The organism is Streptomyces dysideae, assembly GCF_001514305.1.
GTDB lineage: Bacteria > Actinomycetota > Actinomycetes > Streptomycetales > Streptomycetaceae > Streptomyces > Streptomyces dysideae.
On the sequence record NZ_KQ949083.1, the window covers coordinates 49,330 to 65,776 of the forward strand.

Consider the following 16,447-nt stretch of genomic DNA (forward strand, 5'->3'; position numbering starts at 1 on the left):
CGCCCTCGGTGTTGCTCTCGTTTCCAGCAGGCTCCCCATCCGTCCGAACGCGCCGGCGGTTCCGGTCATCGTTCGTCCGTGGCCATCCGTCGCGTCGGCTGAGGTGCGGTGGCCTGAAGGATGACGCGGGCGAGCAGCTCGGGTGCGTCCAGCATGGGGACGTGGCCGCAGTCGGGCAGTGGCACCAGGCGGGCGCCCGGGATCATGGCTTGGGCCCGGGCTGCTTGCTTGGGCGGCAGGAGACGGTCGCGGGTGCCCCAGGCGATGGTGACCGGCACATCCGGGATGTCGCCGGCGAACAGGTGCGGTGCGCGGCCGGCCCGCAAGGTGGCCTGGAAGGCGGCCGAATCCCGCAGCATGCGCAGGGCGGAGGCCACCGCGTGCGGCGGACACAGGCTGGCCTGCCCGTACAGGGTGCCGGTCAGGACGGCGCGGGCGGCCGCGGTGTCGGCCAGGGCCTCCAGAGCCCTGTCCGGCAGCAGGCGCACGCCCTGGTGGGCCGCGGTCAGCAGAGCATAGGCATACCGTCGCTCGGCAGGCGTCCAGAAGCCCGCCGGGGCCAGCGCGGTCACGCTGCGCGCGAGTCCGGCCTGCCCCAGGCGCAGCGCGATCAGCCCGCCCAGGGAGTGGCCCACCACGTGCGGTCGTTCCACGCCCAGCGCGGTGAACACCGAGCCCAGCCAGGCCACAGCCGTCTCAAGGTCGCGGGGCACGCCCCGGTCGAGGTCGGGGGACTGGCCGAAGCCCGGCAGGTCCATCGCGATGATCTCCCGTCGCCCGGTCAGCAGCGGTACCACCGCATCCCAAGCCTGCCGGTGGCAGCCCAGGCCGTGCAGCAGGACCACTGCCTCACCGGTTCCTTGCCGCTCGTAGGCCACCGTCACCGGGTCGAGGTCGGCCGCCCGGCCCTGGACGAACCAGGCCGCCCGCGGCTTGACGACCACATGCCCCCGCTCACCGTCCTGCGTCGGGGTGGGCTCGCGCCACAGCATCGGCCAGCTCAGCAGAGCCCGTAGGTCGGCCCCTACCTGCGTGACACCGCCGCTCCGGCCTACAGAGAGAAGAGCAGAGATCCAGGCCATAGTCGGACACCTCACATGCTCCGCGCCCGGGGTCACCGAGCGACAGACAGCGCATCCGCATGAATTAACAGCCTACGAGCGCCCCATGTTTCACGCATGTTCACTGCCGCCACGCCAGCAGTATTCCGATCGATCGTTTCTCACCGTCACCGATCAGCAAGGTTGCCCCAGCCGATGAAGCCCTCGGTGACTCCCGGGCCCTGCTGTTCGACGAACAGGTGTACAGGTTGTTCGCGGCGTAGATCCGGTGACGTGCGCCGCCGCGGGGTGAACGGCTACCGGTGTACGTCCGTATCACTCGTCGTACGCCTGTCCGCACGTGCGGACAGAACGCACGGATACGGAGAGGTGCTCGGTGCGGCAGTCAGTTCGGGGAAACGCCCGGCGTGCGGCGCTGGCCGGTGCGCTGGCCCTGCTTCCGCTGGCCACGGCATGCGGCGGCGGTGGCGAAGGCGATGCCGCCGCGAAGAGTGAGCCGACGAAGGTCTCCGCCACCGCTGCCGGCGTCGTGGCACCGGCCAAGGTCGAGGTGATCGCCGGCCTGACGGGCTGCGAGGCCAAGATCCGGGTCGAGGCGGAGCAACTGCGCGAGGGCGCCTGCCACACCAAGAAGGGCGACTACCTCATCACCACGTTCCCCACGGAGAAGTACAAGCAGACCTGGCTGGACACGGCCTCCATCTACGGCGGCAAGTACCTCGTCGGCACACGCTGGGTGGTCAGCGCGCCGCCGAAGCTGCTGGAGGGGTTCCGTGCCCAACTGGGCGGCACCGTCCAGCAGTTGCGGGGCACGGGTCCGAGCGCCGCCCCGAGCGCGTCGTAACGCCACTACGTGTGGGCGCTGATGACGTACAGCGCCTCGTCGTCCGTGGCGTTCTCCTCCCAGTCCAGCGAGATCCGCACCGGGTGCCCGTCGGCCGCCTACTCCGCCTCGGCCCTGTCCGCGCCGTCGCGGCGGGCCTGCTCCATTTCCGCCAATAGCCCGCTGATGGTGGGCACTTGATCGGGCAGGTCACGGACCACCCGCCGCGCGCTCCCGTCGAGGCCGACCGCCTCCGCGACCCCGCCGTCCCGGACCGTCACCCGGAAGGTCCCGAGCAGGGCCCGTTCGCCCTCGCTCGACGTCAGCGTGTACGTGTACGCGGCGGGCTCCTCCCAGTCGCTCTCCGCGGCCGAGGGCGCCTCCGTGCCGCAGGCGGCGGTCGCGCACAGCAACCCGACGAGCAGTACGGCGGCGGACAGGGAGCGGGTGCGGGAGCGTACGGCGGTCATGGCGGCCCTTTCGGAGACGGTCACTGTTGTGACGCCGGTCCGCCCCGAAACGTTCGCGGGGTGCGGTTGCCGTCCGGTCCGTAGCCGAAGCGGATCAGCAGTTGCGGGTGGCACCGCTGCCGTCTGGGGCCGCGCGCCGCCATCCGCAGGTCCGGCCATTCCATGGCCTGGTGCAGCATCGAGGTGCGCACCCCGTGGGCGGTGGCGGTGAGGAGCACACGCTGGAGGGCCTGGCCGGCCCGCAGCCAGTCCTCCCGCCTGTCATACGCCGTCCACAACAGCGCCACCTGCGCATGCCGTTCGAACGGCAGGGCAGGCCGCCGCAGCACGCCGGCCCGGCCGGTGAAGTCCCGCATGGGCATCCGTCCGGCCGCGTCCGGCGGGCCGAGGGCGGTGACCGGAATGCCGTAGCCGGTGCCGGTCCCGGGGGCGGTGATCCAGGCGCGGGTCTCGGCCGTGCGGGCCGGATGGGCGTGGGTGCGGGCCTCGGCCACGGCGGTCAGGCGCAGCAGCCGCCGGGTCGCGCTGTAGTCCGGTACGTACAGCCGCGCGCCCTCGGCGTACGCGGCCGCGGTCAGCTCCGCCACGACCGGCTCGGGCACCGGCCTCCCGGTGAACGGCATCCGGCTCGTGTGCCGCCGGGCGACGGCGCGGTACAGGTCCGGTTCCGGAGACGGCGGCAGGTCGGCCCCGCGTGCCGGGCGGACGGTGGCCAGCACCTCGGGGCGGGCCGGATCCGGCAGCAGCCGTACCTCCGCGCGCCGGGCCAGATGCGCGGCGGCGATGCGGAGGTTGAACACCGCCGCTCCCACCGACAGATGCTGCGCCCGGCCCAGCGGATCGGCCAGCGGCACGGACCGCTCCGGCACCGCGTGCACCTCCAGCACCTGCCGTTGCGGATCCGCCCGGAAGTGCCAGGGCTGGGTGTTGTGGAGGGACGGGGCCGCCACGGCCGCCGCCAGCAGCGTCTCCAGGCCAGCCGCGTCCAGGTCGGTCAGACGCACGGGCCCCTCCTCCTCGACGGTCGTTCGGTCGCCGGTCATGTGGCGGGCAGCGCGGTCGCGAGCAGGACGACGCCCAGGGAGCCGACCAGGGAGCCGACGGCCAGGATCCGGGCCAGGTCCGGGCGGCCCCTGGAGTAGGCGACGCCGTGTCCGGCGGCGGCCAGCATCACCGCGGTGAACAGGGCGAGTTTGGCCGCCAGGGTGCGACCGTAGCCGGGGTCGGCGAGCGAGGCCCAGGTGACGCCCTTGTGCCAGGCGATGGCCCAGCCGGTGCCCAGCTGCACCGGCAGGAACACCGCCCCGGTCAGCAGCCCGAACCGACGGCCGGCGGCGGCGGTGAAGCGGTCCTTGGCCTCGGGCGTCAGCAGCCGGCGGGCCAGCGGCAGGATCACCAGGGTCAGCGCCAACTGACCGCCCACCCACAGCGCGGCACCGGCGACATGCGCGAACCGCACCAGAGACCACAGTCCTACGGTGTCCACTACCGGCTCACCTCCACGACGCCGTGCGCCCCGGCCTCGGCGTGCCGCATGTCGTGGTCGACGAAGGAGTAGTGGCCTGCCTCCGGGAACGTCGTCTCGACGAACCCGCCCTGCGCCGGCGCCAGGTCGAGGACCTGCGAGCCCCCTGCATCGCCGGGCTTCAGCAGAGAGGAGCCCTCCTTGTACACCGTGTCGAAGACGGTCCCGACGACGTGGAAGGCGACGCCGTCGCCCGGCCCGGCGGCCACCACCCAGAAGCGGGCCCGCTCACCGGCCCGCGCTTTCAGCGGTCGCTGGGCGTACTGGGCGGCGATCCCGTTGAACGCCCAGGCGTCCGGGGTGCCTCGGCGCATCTTCGCCACCTGGGCCGCGCTGCCCGGCGTACCGAGATACAGCTCCGACGAGACGAGTACGTACTCGCGGTCCACCTTCTGCAGCCCGGGCGGGTCGATGACGACCGCGCCGTACATGCCGTTGCCGATGTGCTGGAGCATCGGTGCGGTGCTGCAGTGGTACAGCCAGGCTCCGGCCTTCTCGGCGCGGAACCGGTAGACCAGCCGCTCGCCGGGCTGGATGGTGCGCATGGGCCGGTCGGGGGCGAGGGATCCGGCGTGGAAGTCGATGCCGTGGCCCATGTCGTGGTCGTCGTTGACGAGGGTGACCTCGAAGACGTCGCCGACCTTTCCGCGCAGGGTGGGGCCGGGCGCGCTGCCGCCGAAGGTCCACATCTGCTGTCTCACGCCCGGGGCCACCTCGACCTCGGTGTGGGCGGCGCGCAGTTCGACCTTGTGCACCGTCTCGCCGGGCGCCGGGGCCAGGGCGGCGTCGCGCGGCTGCCAGCCGGTGGAGAAGTCGGCGGCGAGGTCCGGGCCGTCGGCGTCGGTGGCGGCGGTCGTGGAGTGGCCGTCGTGCGCGTCGGTGCCGCCGGTGACGGCGATGTCCAGGGTCATCCCGGCCGCCCGGTGGCCCGGCAGGGTGCACCACGCCTCGCGGTTCCCGGTGATCCGCCCGACGTCGAGTACGTGGGTGCGGCCCTTGGCGAGCAGCGGGGTGGCGGGGCCGTCCTCGACCTTGAGGTCGTGGCGCTGGGCGTCGGCGTTGGTGACCTTCAGGCGCAGTGCGGTGCCCGCGGCGACCTCGATGCGGGCGGGGCGGACGCGCATGCCGGACAGGGTGACGACGACGGTACGGGTCGCGGTGGCGGCCCCGCCGCCCGGTCCGGCGGCGACGGTGGGACCGTCGTCCGTGGACCCGCCGCTGTTGGCCACGAGCACGGCCAGCACGGTCAGGACGACGCCCGCGGCGGTGCCCCACAGCGCCGGGCGGGACCGGCCTTCCCGGACGGGACGCCGGGCACCCCGGACGAGTACGGCGGCCACCAGACCGAGGAAGGCCACCCCGGCCGCGGCGGCCAGCAGCGTACCCGCGGTCCTGGCCGGTGCGGGCAGGGGCAGCGCCGACAGGGCTACGCCGAGGTTGAGCGCCCCGAGCCGCACCGGCCACCCCCGTTCCAGCACCGCCCGCAGCGCGGCCCGCTCCTTCGGCCCGCTGCCGAGCACGATGGGCAGCAGATAGGTGAGTGCCCCCACCAGGACCTGCGCGACGAACCCGACGAGCAGGAGCGGCACCAGGGACCCGACACCGTCCGCCGCGGCGGCGAGGTCCCGGCCGGCCAGCAGCGCCAGATCCGCCACCAAGCCCACCACCAGCCAGCCCACCGCAGCGCCCAGCATCCAGGCGGCCGCCGCGGAGACCGGGCGCCGCTGTCGCACCGTACGGGCGAACAGCACGCTCGCGACGGTCACCCCGGCCGTGTAGCAGCCGACACCTGCCACGGCCGCCCCACGCCAGCCGCCTGCCGCCCCCGCGACCGAGGTCAGCAGGCCGCCCCCGGTCAGCGCCAGCACCCAGCGCGCCACCCTGGTGGTGCGCTCGGCCATCCGGACGCCCAGCACGGTGGGCCACAGCATGAACAGCGTGCCCAGCACGGGCAGCCCGATCCAGCCGAGCAGGGTGACGTGCACATGGGCCAGCCGCAGCCCGGCGTAGTGCTGCGGGCCGGCCTTGCCCGTCGCCAGCAGCCAGCCCAGCACCGCACCGGCGATCAGCCCGGCCGCGGCGGCCCGGTAGAAACCGACGACGGGAGCGAGCCGCCCGCCCAGCGCGCCCCGGCCCATCCGGACCAGCACCACCAGGTGCGCGCCGATCGCGGTGACCAGCAGCGCGCACCCGGCGCCGGTCAGGAGCGGCAGGTCCGCCCACACCCCGGCGAGCACCCCCGCGGCTCCGGCATTGACGCCGGCCAGCCGGGCGTCGCTCCACCGCCGGTCGGGTGGGGCGGCATGCAGCAGGGCGACGGCGAAGTGCTCGCTCCACACCACGATCGCGGTGGTCGCGGCGCCGAGCAGGAACAGGTGGATCGCCAGCCAGCGGGCCACCGGCAGCGTCTGCTGGGCGCTCGCCGCCAGCAGCGCGAGAACCGCCCAGCCGGCGACCAGGATGTGGGCGGTCAGGTGCCGGCCGCGCAGCCCGGAGGCCTTGAACCTGCTGGGCGGGCGGCCGCTCCCGGCGGCCGGGTCATCGTTCTTGCCGAACACGTTGCTCCTTGCCGCCCGGGGCGGCGGTCGGACCGGGACGAACGGGCGGCTCCGCGGTGGCGCCGCCGGACAGCAGTACGGCCAGTTCCCGCCGGTGCGGGAAGGAGCCGGGGACGTAGCCGCACCACGGCTCCTCGGCGTACGGGTCGCCGGTGACGCCGTACGCGCGCGACCGTGAACCGCCGCAGACCCGGCGGAACTCGCACCGCCCGCACCGGCCGCCCAGCCGGTCGGCGTCCCGCAGCCCGGTGAACAGCTCCGAGGCGCGGTAGATCTCCGTCAGCGGCGTCTCCCGGACGTTCCCGGCGGCCAGTGGCAGGAATCCGCTGGGGTGCACGGTGCCGGTGTGCGAGACGAAGACGAAGCCGCGCCCCGCGTTGACGTCCAGCGGCGGCCGCCGCACCCGGCGCACTCCGGCGTCCAGGCCCAACTCGGCGGCGCGCTCGCGCAGTTGCTCGTACAACGGCCCGAGCCCCAGCACCGCCACATGGTCGTCACCGGTGTCCGCGAGGACCCGGCGCTGCAGGGCGACCCGGCGGAAGTGGTGGGCCTCGGTGGTCTTGGCGGGCACGGTCAGGCCCACGTCGTACACGAAGTTGAGCACGTCCTCCACCTCGCCCGGCGTCAGCGCGCCGAGGGTGCGGCCGCGTCCCGTGGGCACCAGGAAGAAGGCGCTCCACAGCATCGCCCCGTGCTCGGCGACGAGACGGACGACGTCGGGGAGGTCGTGCAGGTTGTGCCGGGCGACGGTGGTGTTGATCTGCACCTTCATCCCGAGGGCGCGGGCGGTGTCCCAGGCGTCCAGGGTCCAGTGGAACACCCCGGGCACACCGCGGAAGGCGTCGTGCAGTTCGGCGGTGGACCCGTCGAGGCTGAGCGAGAGCCCGGCCGCGCCGGCGGCGTGCAGCTCCCGCAGCCGCTCCTCGGTGAGCGTCGGTGTGCCGGACGGGGAGACCGCGACCCGCACGCCGACCCGACGGCCGTGCGAGACGAGATCCGTCAGATCGGGACGCTGGAACGGGTCACCGCCGGTGATCACGAACAGCGGCGCGGGCTGCCCGAAGGCGGCCACCTGATCCAGCAGGTCCCGTGCGGCGGCCGTGTCCAGCTCCCGCGGGTCCCGGTCCGGCACGGCCTCGGCACGGCAGTGGTGGCAGGCCAGCGGGCAGGCCCGGGTGGACTCCCAGATGACGATGAACGGCCGCTCCGCCACGTCGTGACGCTGTCGGCGGATGGCGCGGGCGGTGCTCACCGGTGGGGCCTCCCCGTCGTGCTGCGGCGGTGTCCGGCCGCCCGGGAGCCAGGGCAGACGATTCGGGCGGCCGGACGGTGACCGGCCCGGACCGTGCGCGCCGCCCACCGCGAGCGACAGCGATGGGCTCGGCCGTGAGAGCGGTCGATGCGGTCGAGGTGGTCAGGGCGGTCGTGCAAGGGAGAACCTCCGGATCGGTCGGCGCCAGCATCCGCCGTCGCAGGGGGACGGCGCGGCGGCCGAAGTTCCTCCGGGACGGGACCAACGGTCCCTTTTCCTGCGCGACGGGAATCGGGGCGTCCGCTGTGACCGGCCCACGGGTCCTTCGAGTCGGGACGTTCGGCCCCGGACACCCCCGGCCCGGCATAGTTAGGTTTACCTAAGTAATGCCGAGGCGCGCAGCCAGAGAGCGAGGCACGAGCATGGCGGCCACAGACCATGACCAGCCGCACCAGAACGACACACCACTGCCCGGCGACGGGCTGGACGCCGCCCAGATGCCAGGCCACTGGCTGCTGGCACGGCTGGGAAAGCGGGTCCTGCGGCCCGGCGGCGTGGAACTGACCCGGTGGATGCTGGACACCCTGGAACTCCGCCCGGACGACCGGGTGGTGGAGCTGGCCGCCGGACTGGGCGCCACCGCCCGGCTGGCTCTCGCCCGCCGTCCGGCCGTCTACACCGCCGTCGACCGCGACGGCGCGGCCGTGACCCACCTCGGCGCCCTCGCCGGCCCCGGCCGGACCGAGGTGCGTGCCGTGCGGGCCGACGCCGCGGACACCGGCCTGCCGGACGGCAGCGCCACCGTCGTGTACGGGGAGGCGATGCTGACCATGCAGCCGGATCCCGCCAAGCGGCGCATCGTACGCGAGGCACACCGGCTGCTGGCCGGCTCCTCGGGCCGGTACGCCGTCCACGAACTGTGCCTGCTGCCCGACGGCCTCGACCCCGAGCTCGCCGACCGGATCACCGCGGACCTCCGGGACGCCATCCACGTCGGCGTCCGCCCCCTCACCCCGGCCGACTGGAGTGAACTCCTCGCCGAGGAGGGCTTCACCGTCACCGCCCGGAAAACCGCGCCGATGGCGCTGCTGGAGCCGCGCCGACTGGTCGCCGACGAGGGGCTCGTCCGCGCCCTGGGTATCGGCGGACGGGTGCTGAGGGACCTGGCCGCCCGGCGCCGCGTCCTGGAGATGCGCCGCGTCTTCCGCCACCACCAGGCCCACCTGGGCGCCGTCGCCCTGATCGCCACCCCCGTCCGCCGTTCCCCCGATAAGGAGGCACCCACATGCCCGCCACAGTGATCACCGACCTCGCCACCGTGCTGCCGCTGCCCGAGGACGGCACCCTCAGCCGTGTCCTGTACCGCGACGACCGCCTGCGCGTGGTCGGCTTCGCCTTCTCCACGGGCCAGGAGCTGACCGAGCACACCTCGGCCCTGCCCGTGGTCATCCAGGTCGTGCGGGGCCACCTGGAACTCGTCCTGGGCGAGGAGAAGACCGAGGCCACGCCCGGCAGCTGGGTCCATCTGCCGGCCCGGCTCCCGCACACCGTGCGCGCCACCGAACCGACCCTCATGCTCCTCACGATGATCAGCTGAGCAATCGCTGAGACAACCGTCTGACCAATCGCTGAATTGCAAAATTTCGCAATTGGTTAGATGCTGAGTTGACAGCGCCCGCAGATCCGACAGTCGCGGGCGCAGCACCTCCCCACCCGGGGAGGCCCGGGCAACCGGGGCAGCTCGGAAGAACGAGGAACCCGTGTCCGTACCGCTGTACCAGGCCAAGGCCGAGTTCTTCCGCATGCTGGGCCACCCCGTCCGCATACGCGTCCTGGAGCTCCTCCAGGACGGCCCCACCCCGGTACGCGACCTGCTCGCCGCGATCGAGGTCGAACCCTCCGCCCTCTCCCAGCAGCTCGCGGTGCTGCGCCGCTCCGGCATCGTCACCTCCCAGCGCGAGGGCTCGACGGTGGTCTACGAACTCGCGGGCGGCGACGTCGCCGACCTGATGCGCGCCGCGCGCCGGATCCTCACCGAGATGCTCACCGGACGGCACGAACTGCTGGCCGAACTGCGGGGAGCCGAGGTCACCCCGTGATGACCCCGACGACCTCCGGGGCCGGCCGGCTCCTGTCCCGGCTCGCCGCGCTGCTGCCCACCCGCGCCGACCTGACCGACGTACGCCGCGACCCGCGCCGTGACCTCCTCGCCGGCCTCACCGTGGCGGTCGTCGCGCTGCCGCTCGCGCTCGGATTCGGCGTCTCCTCCGGGCTCGGCGCGGCCGCGGGGCTGGCGACCGCCGTGATCGCGGGCGCGCTCGCCGCCGTCTTCGGCGGATCGAACCTGCAGGTGTCCGGGCCGACCGGCGCGATGACCGTCGTGCTCGTGCCGATCGTCGCCCAGTACGGGCCGACCGGTGTCCTCACCGTCGGCCTGATGGCGGGCCTGATGCTGGTCGCGCTCGCGGTGGCGCGGGCCGGCAAGTACATGCAGTACGTGCCCGCGCCCGTCGTCGAGGGCTTCACCCTCGGCATCGCCTGCGTCATCGGCCTCCAGCAGATCCCGAACGCCCTCGGTGTGCCCAGGCCGGAGGGCGACCGCGTACTGGTCGTCACCTCGCACGCCCTGGACGAGTTCGTACGGCACCCCAACTGGACCGCCGTCGCCCTCGCCGTGGCTGTCGCCGCCGTCATGCTGATCGGCGCCCGTCTGCGGCCCACCGTCCCCTTCTCCATCCTCGCGGTGATCGCCGCCACCGTCGTCGCGCAGGCCGCCGGCCTCGACGCCGCCCAGCCCATCGGCGACCTCCCCGCCGGACTCCCCGCACCCTCCCTCGCCTTCCTCGACCCGGGAGTGCTCGGCTCCCTGCTCGCTCCGGCCGTCGCGGTCGCCGCCCTCGCCGCCCTGGAGTCCCTGCTGTCGGCGTCGGTCGCCGACGGGATGACGGTGGGTCAGAAACACGACCCCGACCGCGAGTTGTTCGGCCAAGGGCTCGCCAACATCGCCGCCCCGCTGTTCGGCGGCGTCCCCGCGACCGGCGCCATCGCCCGCACCGCCGTCAACGTCCGCACCGGCGGCGGCTCCCGCCTCGCGGCCCTCACCCACGCCGCGATCCTCGCCGCCATCGTCTTCGCCGCCGCACCCCTCGTCTCCAGGATCCCCCTCGCCGCCCTGGCCGGCGTCCTGCTGGCCACCGCGATCCGCATGGTCGAGGTCGGCTCACTGCGCGCCATGGCCAGAGCCACCCGCTCCGACGCGCTGATCCTCGTCCTCACCGCCGTCGCGACCCTCGCCCTCGACCTCGTCTACGCCGTGATCATCGGCCTCGTCGTCGCGGGCGCCCTCGCCCTGCGCGCCGTCGCCCAGCAGGCCCGCCTCGAAGAGGTCCCGCTGGACCGCGGTGACCACAGCACCGAGGAACACGCCCTGCTCGCCGAGCACATCGTCGCGTACCGCATCGACGGCCCCGTGTTCTTCGCCGGCGCCCACCGCTTCCTGCTGGAACTGGCCGAGGTCGCCGACGTCCGCGTCGTCATCCTGCGCCTGTCCCGGGTCTCCACGATGGACGCCACCGGCGCCCTGGTCCTCAAGGACGCCGTCGAGAAACTCGACCGGCGCGGCATCGTCGTCATGACCTCCGGCATACGGCCCGGTCAGCGCCAGGTCCTCGACTCCGTCGGCGCGCTGGACCTGCTGCGCCGCGAGGGCCGCGAGTACGCCACCACGCCCGAGGCGATCCGGGGCGCGCGGACCCACCTGGAATGCACCGGCGTCATGCCCGTCCCCGCCCAGAAGTCACACCCGGCCAGCGAGGAAACCGCCCGATGAACACGCCGCCCACCGCCCTGCGCATGATCGAGGTGTCCGGCGCCGAGGCACTGTGGCTGCTGGAGGGCAGCACGCAGGGACGGCTCGTCTACCCGCAACGGGACCTGACCGCCGTCCGGCCCGCCCGGCACGTCTGGGAGTACGGCCGCCTCGTCGTCCGCACGCCCGCACCCGTCGCCGCCGTCCCCAACTCCGCGACGTACCACGTCGACGAGGTCGGCACGAAGACCGGCACCGGCTGGACCGTCACCGTCACCGGCCCGGTCGACGTCATCGACGACCCCCACGAGACGGCCCACTACCGCCGCACCCTCACCGGCTGGATCCACGGCCCGCACGACACCCTCCTGCGCCTCAGCCCCCAGACCGTGACCGGATTCCGGCTGGCCGGCGGGGAGGCGTGATGGGCGCCGGACTCGCCGCCCTGCCCCACCGGCACGTGCTCACCGTCGACACGTTGCCGTCCGCGGTCCGCCTCGCCCGCGAGACCGCCGAGCAGGCGCTCGTCGAATGGGGCATCGGCCTGCGCCACCCGGCCGTCGACCCGGCCCTGCTGATACTCAGCGAACTGGTCACCAACAGCGTCCGGCACGCCGTCGACCTCTCTCCGCAACTGACCGTGATCTTCGCGGCGGGCAGCGACTGCCTCGCCTTCGCCGTCCACGACCGCCACCCCTACCAGCCTCTGCTCCACGCCACCCGCACCGAAACCGGCACCGAAACCGGCACCGGCGGCCTCGGCACCGTCATGGAACTCACCCTCGGCCTGGGCGGCACGGCCGTCACTCGCGCTGACGCCGACGGCCGGGGCAAGAGCATCTGGATCACCCTGCCGCTGTGAACCGGCCGTACCCGCAAGGAAGTTGACGTCATGACCATCGAATGGCACTACACCGCCGAGGCACACCTCGGCATCCTGTCGGTGTCCGGCTACCTGGGCCAGGACGCCGTACGCCGTTTCGACGGAGCCGTCGGCTGGGTGGTGGCCCGCGGCACCGGCCCGGTCGTCGTCGACCTCACCCAGCTGCGCAGCTGGTCGGCCGAGGGGCAGCTCGCCATCGTCCACGCCGCTCAGCGCCTCGCCGTCGGCGGTCGCGAGCTGGAGCTGGCCGCGATCCCGGCCGACGGCTCCCTCGTCCCCGCCGGCGACGGCCCGCCGGTCCGTGTCCACAGCGACCTGGCCGCCGCCCTCGCCGCACACGGGGTGCGCCGCGAGGACGTCGAGGAGGGGCAGACGTGGCGGACCGACGGATGGCGGGGCTGACCCGCGGTTTCGGCCCGGCCGGTACCGCACGTCAGGATGGGGCCATGTCAGTGACGAGTCGATGGACGGCCCCGGAGGTGGCGGCACGATGAGCACGCCGCTCTACCAACTGAAGGCCGAGTTCTTCAAGACGCTGGGCCACCCCGCCCGCATCCGGGTACTGGAGCTGCTCAGCGAGCGCGAACACGCGGTGGCGGAGATGCTGCCCGAGGTGGGAATCGAGCCGGCGCACCTGTCGCAGCAGCTCGCGGTCCTGCGCCGGGCCAACCTGGTGGTGACCCGCAAAGAGGGCTCGACCGTCTACTACTCCCTGACCAGCCCCCATGTCGCGGAACTCCTCCGCGTCGCCCGCGTCATCCTGTCCGGCGTCCTGGCGGGCCAGGCGGAACTCCTCGCCGACCTGCGGGCGGCCCAGACGGAGACGAGACCGCCGTCGTCGTAGCGACGGCCCTTGATCGACGCCGCCTCCCAGGATGCGGACAGCGCTCTGTGGTACCGGCAGGCGGCTGTCTTCGCCTCAGGCCGGCTCGCGCACCATGAACACGTCCACCGGATCCTCGGTCCCGACGGTGAACCCGTGCCGCTCGTACAGCCGCCGGGCCGGACTGCCCTGCAACACGTTCAGCCGGACAGGCGTCGCGTCGCGGTCGGCCCTCTCCAGCAGCTCGCGCAGCACACCCGAACCGATACCGCCGCCCTGCAGACGCGGGGCCAGATAGAAGTGCTCCAGCCACAGGGCTCCCTCGGCAGGCCGCAGTGCCACACAGCCGGCGAACACGCCGGTCACCTCGATCACCCAGGTGTGCGCGGTGTCGAACCCGTCACGCAGCCGCTGCCGCACCCGCCGCTCGTCGTACCGCCCGAGCCGCTCCAGATCCGCGCGCAGCACCACGGCCCGCAACTCGGCCACCGCCTCGATGTCCGCGGCCACAGCATGCCGCATCTCCCAGTCCGCCATGATCGCCACGCTAGCGCGCCGGACTGGCCACATCCGGTGCGTGGCAGCGGGCGGCGCCTCACTCGGTGGCGTCACCGATCCCGAGGCGCAGATGCTCCACATGGAACACGGCCTGGTCGAGCAACTCGGCGACATGGTGGTCGTGCAGCGCGTACACCACCGAACGGCCCCGCCGCTCACCCACCACCAGACCCAGATTGCGCAACAGCCGCAACTGATGCGAGCACGCGGACTGCTCCATGCCCACCTCCGCCGCCAACTCCGTGGCCGGCAGCGGTCCTTCACGCAGCCGCGCCAGGATCAGCAGCCGCGAGGGGGCGGACAGGGCCTGGAGCGTGGTGGCCACCTTCGCGACGTTGTCCGCGTCCAGACGTACCCGCTCGGTGTCGGTGGTGGTGACGGCTCCATGACCCATGGCGGGTATCCTACCCATCACGTATGAACAGATGAATGAGTCTTCATGTGTTCCTGTATGGTGTGCGGCGTGTCAGTGACTCTCGCCCCCACCCGTGCCCCCTCGTCCACCCCGACGGCCCCCGGCCGCCGGACCCGCGTCCTCGCCCTGCCCGAGGCTCGCTGGGCGCTCACGTCGACGGTCGCGTTTCTGGCCGGCCTGATCCTGGATACAGTCGACGGTCCACCCTGGGCCTACGGTCTTCTGTATGCGGTCGCCTACGTCACCGGCGGCTGGGAACCCGCCCTCGAAGGTCTGCGGGCCCTGCGCGAGAAGACCCTCGACGTCGACCTGCTGATGATCGTCGCGGCCCTCGGCGCGGCCGCGATCGGCCAGGTCCTCGACGGCGCCCTGCTGATCGTCATCTTCGCCACCTCCGGCGCCCTGGAGGCCCTCGCCACCGCCCGCACCGCCGACTCGGTACGCGGCCTCCTGGATCTCGCGCCCACCACCGCGACCCGGCTGACCGGCGACCGCGAGGAAACGGTCCCGACCTCCGAACTGCTCGTCGGAGACCTCCTGTTGATCCGCCCTGGGGAGCGCGTCGGCGCCGACGGGCAGGTGCTGGACGGGGTGAGTGAGGCCGACGAGGCGACCATCACCGGCGAACCCCTGCCCGTCCTCAAGCGCCCCGGCGACGAGGTCTTCGCCGGCACCCTCAACGGCGCCGGTGCCCTCCGCGTCCGCGTCGAACGCGACCCCGCCGACTCCGTGATCGCCCGCATCGTCACCCTCGTCGAGGAGGCGTCCCGCACCAAGGCGCCGACGCAGCTGTTCATCGAGAAGATCGAGCAGCGCTACGCCGTCGCCGTCGTGGTCGCCACCCTCACCGTCTTCGGCATCCCGCTCGCCTTCGGCGCCGACCTCACGGACGCGCTGCTCCGGGCGATGACCTTCATGATCGTCGCCTCGCCGTGCGCGGTCGTTCTCGCGACGATGCCGCCCCTGCTGTCCGCCATCGCCAACGCCGGCCGCCACGGCGTCCTGGTCAAGTCGGCCGTCGCGATGGAACGCCTCGGCGAGATCGACACGGCCGCCCTGGACAAAACCGGAACGCTGACCGAGGGCGCCCCCGAGGTGACCGACGTCCGCCCGTTGCCGGGCTCCGGGCTTGATGGGGATGGGCTCCTCGCCGTGGCCGCCGCGGCTGAGCATCCCAGTGAGCATCCGCTGGCGCGCGCGATCGTGGGGGCGGCTCGGGGGCGGGGGCTGCGGGTCGCGGACGCGGAGGAGTTCGTGGCCACGCCGGGGCGGGGGGTTACCGCGGTGGTGGACGGGCGTGTGGTGGGTGTGGGGCGGGCGGAGGCTTTGGTCGGCGAGGTGGGGAATGGTGTCGACCGTATGCACCGTGGTGACGGTATGGGGAAGATCGTCGACCGTATGCGCGGAGACGGTGACAGTATGGGTGATGCGGTCGATCGCATGCACCGCGTCGGCGACGGTATGGAGACCACCGTCGACCGTATGCCCCGAGCCAACGGTATGCAGGATCCCGCCGACCTCACACAGCCACCCGGCGCCAGTGCCAGTGCCAGTGCAAGCGCCGGCACCACCGTCCTCGTAACCCGCGACACCACCCCCGTAGGCACCCTCACCCTCACCGACCGCCTACGCCCCGACGCCCCCACCACCACCTCAGCCCTCACCACCCTCACCGGCACCGCCCCCGTACTCCTCACCGGCGACAACCCCCGAGCCGCCGCCCGAGTCGCCGAAGCCACCGGACTCACCGACGTACGCGCGAACCTCCTGCCCGAGGACAAAGTGAACGCCGTTCGGGATCTGCAACTCGCCGGTCGCAAGGTCCTGTTCGTCGGCGACGGTGTCAATGACGCCCCCGCCCTCGCCGCTGCCCACTCCGGCATCGCGATGGGCCGTGCGGGATCGGACCTGGCGTTGGAGACAGCGGACGCGGTGGTCGTACGCGACGAGCTGACGGCCGTGCCCGCGGTGGTACGGCTCTCCCGGGCCGCCCGTCGTCTGGTGCTGCAGAATCTTGTCATCGCGGGGACGTTCATCACCGGGCTGGTCGCCTGGGATCTGGTCGGGCATCTGCCCCTCCCGCTGGGGGTCGCGGGCCATGAGGGCTCGACCGTGCTGGTCGGTCTGAACGGTCTGCGGCTGCTCCGTGAGTCGGCATGGCGATCGGAGTGACCCGGTGATCCGGCCCATCCAGTGACCCGGCGATCCGGCCCGCCCCAGGACAGTCGAGGTTGATGTCGGATTCTCGCCAGCCCTGGCCCCGCCCGTCCC

18 protein-coding genes are annotated in these 16,447 nt (G+C 73.1%); 10 read left to right on the forward strand and 8 right to left on the reverse strand.

Going from position 1 to position 16,447, the window contains the following annotated elements:
* Positions 1–65: 65 nt before the first annotated feature.
* Positions 66–1,082, reverse strand: coding sequence for an alpha/beta fold hydrolase (locus AQJ91_RS16520; protein WP_234382412.1), 1,017 nt, complete (start codon positions 1,080–1,082; stop codon positions 66–68).
* Positions 1,083–1,437: 355 nt separating this feature from the next.
* On the opposite strand from AQJ91_RS16520, the gene AQJ91_RS16525 reads away from it, so the two are divergent.
* The gene (locus tag AQJ91_RS16525) at positions 1,438–1,905 is read left to right on the forward strand and encodes a hypothetical protein (RefSeq protein WP_067021742.1); all 468 of its coding nucleotides are present in this window, start codon (positions 1,438–1,440) and stop codon (positions 1,903–1,905) included.
* A gap of 98 nt (positions 1,906–2,003) precedes the next feature.
* Here AQJ91_RS16525 and AQJ91_RS16530 read toward each other — a convergent pair whose 3' ends face one another.
* Genes AQJ91_RS16530 through AQJ91_RS16550 form a run of 5 tightly spaced genes read right to left on the reverse strand, consistent with a single transcriptional unit; the run spans position 2,004 to position 7,689 of the window.
* On the reverse strand, positions 2,004–2,354 hold the full coding sequence (locus tag AQJ91_RS16530; RefSeq protein WP_324618009.1) for a DUF6174 domain-containing protein: 351 nt from the start codon (positions 2,352–2,354) through the stop codon (positions 2,004–2,006).
* A gap of 20 nt (positions 2,355–2,374) precedes the next feature.
* The gene (locus tag AQJ91_RS16535; protein ID WP_067022098.1) at positions 2,375–3,358 is read right to left on the reverse strand and encodes an Acg family FMN-binding oxidoreductase; all 984 of its coding nucleotides are present in this window, start codon (positions 3,356–3,358) and stop codon (positions 2,375–2,377) included.
* A gap of 35 nt (positions 3,359–3,393) precedes the next feature.
* Positions 3,394–3,840, reverse strand: coding sequence for a hypothetical protein (locus AQJ91_RS16540; RefSeq protein ID WP_067021744.1), 447 nt, complete (start codon positions 3,838–3,840; stop codon positions 3,394–3,396).
* Entirely contained in the window at positions 3,840–6,437 is a 2,598-nt protein-coding gene (locus AQJ91_RS16545; protein ID WP_079085003.1) for a multicopper oxidase domain-containing protein, read from the reverse strand. The genes AQJ91_RS16540 and AQJ91_RS16545 overlap by 1 nt, the downstream gene beginning before the upstream one ends.
* On the reverse strand, positions 6,418–7,689 hold the full coding sequence (locus AQJ91_RS16550) for a TIGR04053 family radical SAM/SPASM domain-containing protein (protein ID WP_234382425.1): 1,272 nt from the start codon (positions 7,687–7,689) through the stop codon (positions 6,418–6,420). The genes AQJ91_RS16545 and AQJ91_RS16550 overlap by 20 nt, the downstream gene beginning before the upstream one ends.
* Before the next feature lie 422 nt (positions 7,690–8,111).
* On the opposite strand from AQJ91_RS16550, the gene AQJ91_RS16555 reads away from it, so the two are divergent.
* The 8 genes from AQJ91_RS16555 to AQJ91_RS16590 all read left to right on the forward strand — a co-directional run bounded on the left by AQJ91_RS16555 (position 8,112) and on the right by AQJ91_RS16590 (position 13,224).
* Entirely contained in the window at positions 8,112–8,990 is an 879-nt protein-coding gene (locus tag AQJ91_RS16555) for a class I SAM-dependent methyltransferase (RefSeq protein ID WP_067021746.1), read from the forward strand.
* A complete protein-coding gene (locus AQJ91_RS16560; protein ID WP_067021748.1) occupies positions 8,975–9,286 on the forward strand; it encodes a cupin domain-containing protein in 312 nt (103 codons plus the stop codon). The genes AQJ91_RS16555 and AQJ91_RS16560 overlap by 16 nt, the downstream gene beginning before the upstream one ends.
* Positions 9,287–9,449: 163 nt before the next feature.
* Complete coding sequence (locus AQJ91_RS16565) at positions 9,450–9,788, forward strand: ArsR/SmtB family transcription factor (RefSeq protein WP_067021750.1); 339 nt, start codon at positions 9,450–9,452, stop codon at positions 9,786–9,788.
* Complete coding sequence (locus tag AQJ91_RS16570) at positions 9,788–11,518, forward strand: SulP family inorganic anion transporter (RefSeq protein WP_067021752.1); 1,731 nt, start codon at positions 9,788–9,790, stop codon at positions 11,516–11,518. The genes AQJ91_RS16565 and AQJ91_RS16570 overlap by 1 nt, the downstream gene beginning before the upstream one ends.
* Positions 11,515–11,922 carry a pyridoxamine 5'-phosphate oxidase family protein gene (locus AQJ91_RS16575; protein WP_067021754.1) on the forward strand — a complete coding sequence of 136 codons (408 nt, stop codon included), beginning with the start codon at positions 11,515–11,517 and terminating at the stop codon, positions 11,920–11,922. The genes AQJ91_RS16570 and AQJ91_RS16575 overlap by 4 nt, the downstream gene beginning before the upstream one ends.
* Positions 11,922–12,359, forward strand: a complete 438-nt coding sequence (locus tag AQJ91_RS16580; protein WP_067021756.1) for an ATP-binding protein — start codon at positions 11,922–11,924, stop codon at positions 12,357–12,359. Before AQJ91_RS16575 ends, AQJ91_RS16580 begins: the two co-directional genes overlap by 1 nt.
* A gap of 30 nt (positions 12,360–12,389) precedes the next feature.
* Entirely contained in the window at positions 12,390–12,782 is a 393-nt protein-coding gene (locus tag AQJ91_RS16585; RefSeq protein WP_067021758.1) for an STAS domain-containing protein, read from the forward strand.
* Positions 12,783–12,870: 88 nt separating this feature from the next.
* The gene (locus AQJ91_RS16590) at positions 12,871–13,224 is read left to right on the forward strand and encodes an ArsR/SmtB family transcription factor (RefSeq protein ID WP_067022104.1); all 354 of its coding nucleotides are present in this window, start codon (positions 12,871–12,873) and stop codon (positions 13,222–13,224) included.
* 75 nt (positions 13,225–13,299) lie between these two features.
* On the opposite strand, the gene AQJ91_RS16595 is transcribed toward AQJ91_RS16590, so the two are convergent.
* Positions 13,300–13,740, reverse strand: a complete 441-nt coding sequence (locus tag AQJ91_RS16595; protein WP_067022106.1) for a GNAT family N-acetyltransferase — start codon at positions 13,738–13,740, stop codon at positions 13,300–13,302.
* Between the two features lie 58 nt (positions 13,741–13,798).
* Positions 13,799–14,155 (reverse strand): ArsR/SmtB family transcription factor, encoded by a 357-nt coding sequence (locus tag AQJ91_RS16600; RefSeq protein ID WP_067021760.1) that lies wholly within the window; start codon positions 14,153–14,155, stop codon positions 13,799–13,801.
* Between the two features lie 57 nt (positions 14,156–14,212).
* On the opposite strand from AQJ91_RS16600, the gene AQJ91_RS16605 reads away from it, so the two are divergent.
* Positions 14,213–16,348 (forward strand): heavy metal translocating P-type ATPase, encoded by a 2,136-nt coding sequence (locus tag AQJ91_RS16605; protein ID WP_067021763.1) that lies wholly within the window; start codon positions 14,213–14,215, stop codon positions 16,346–16,348.
* Positions 16,349–16,447: the final 99 nt, after the last annotated feature.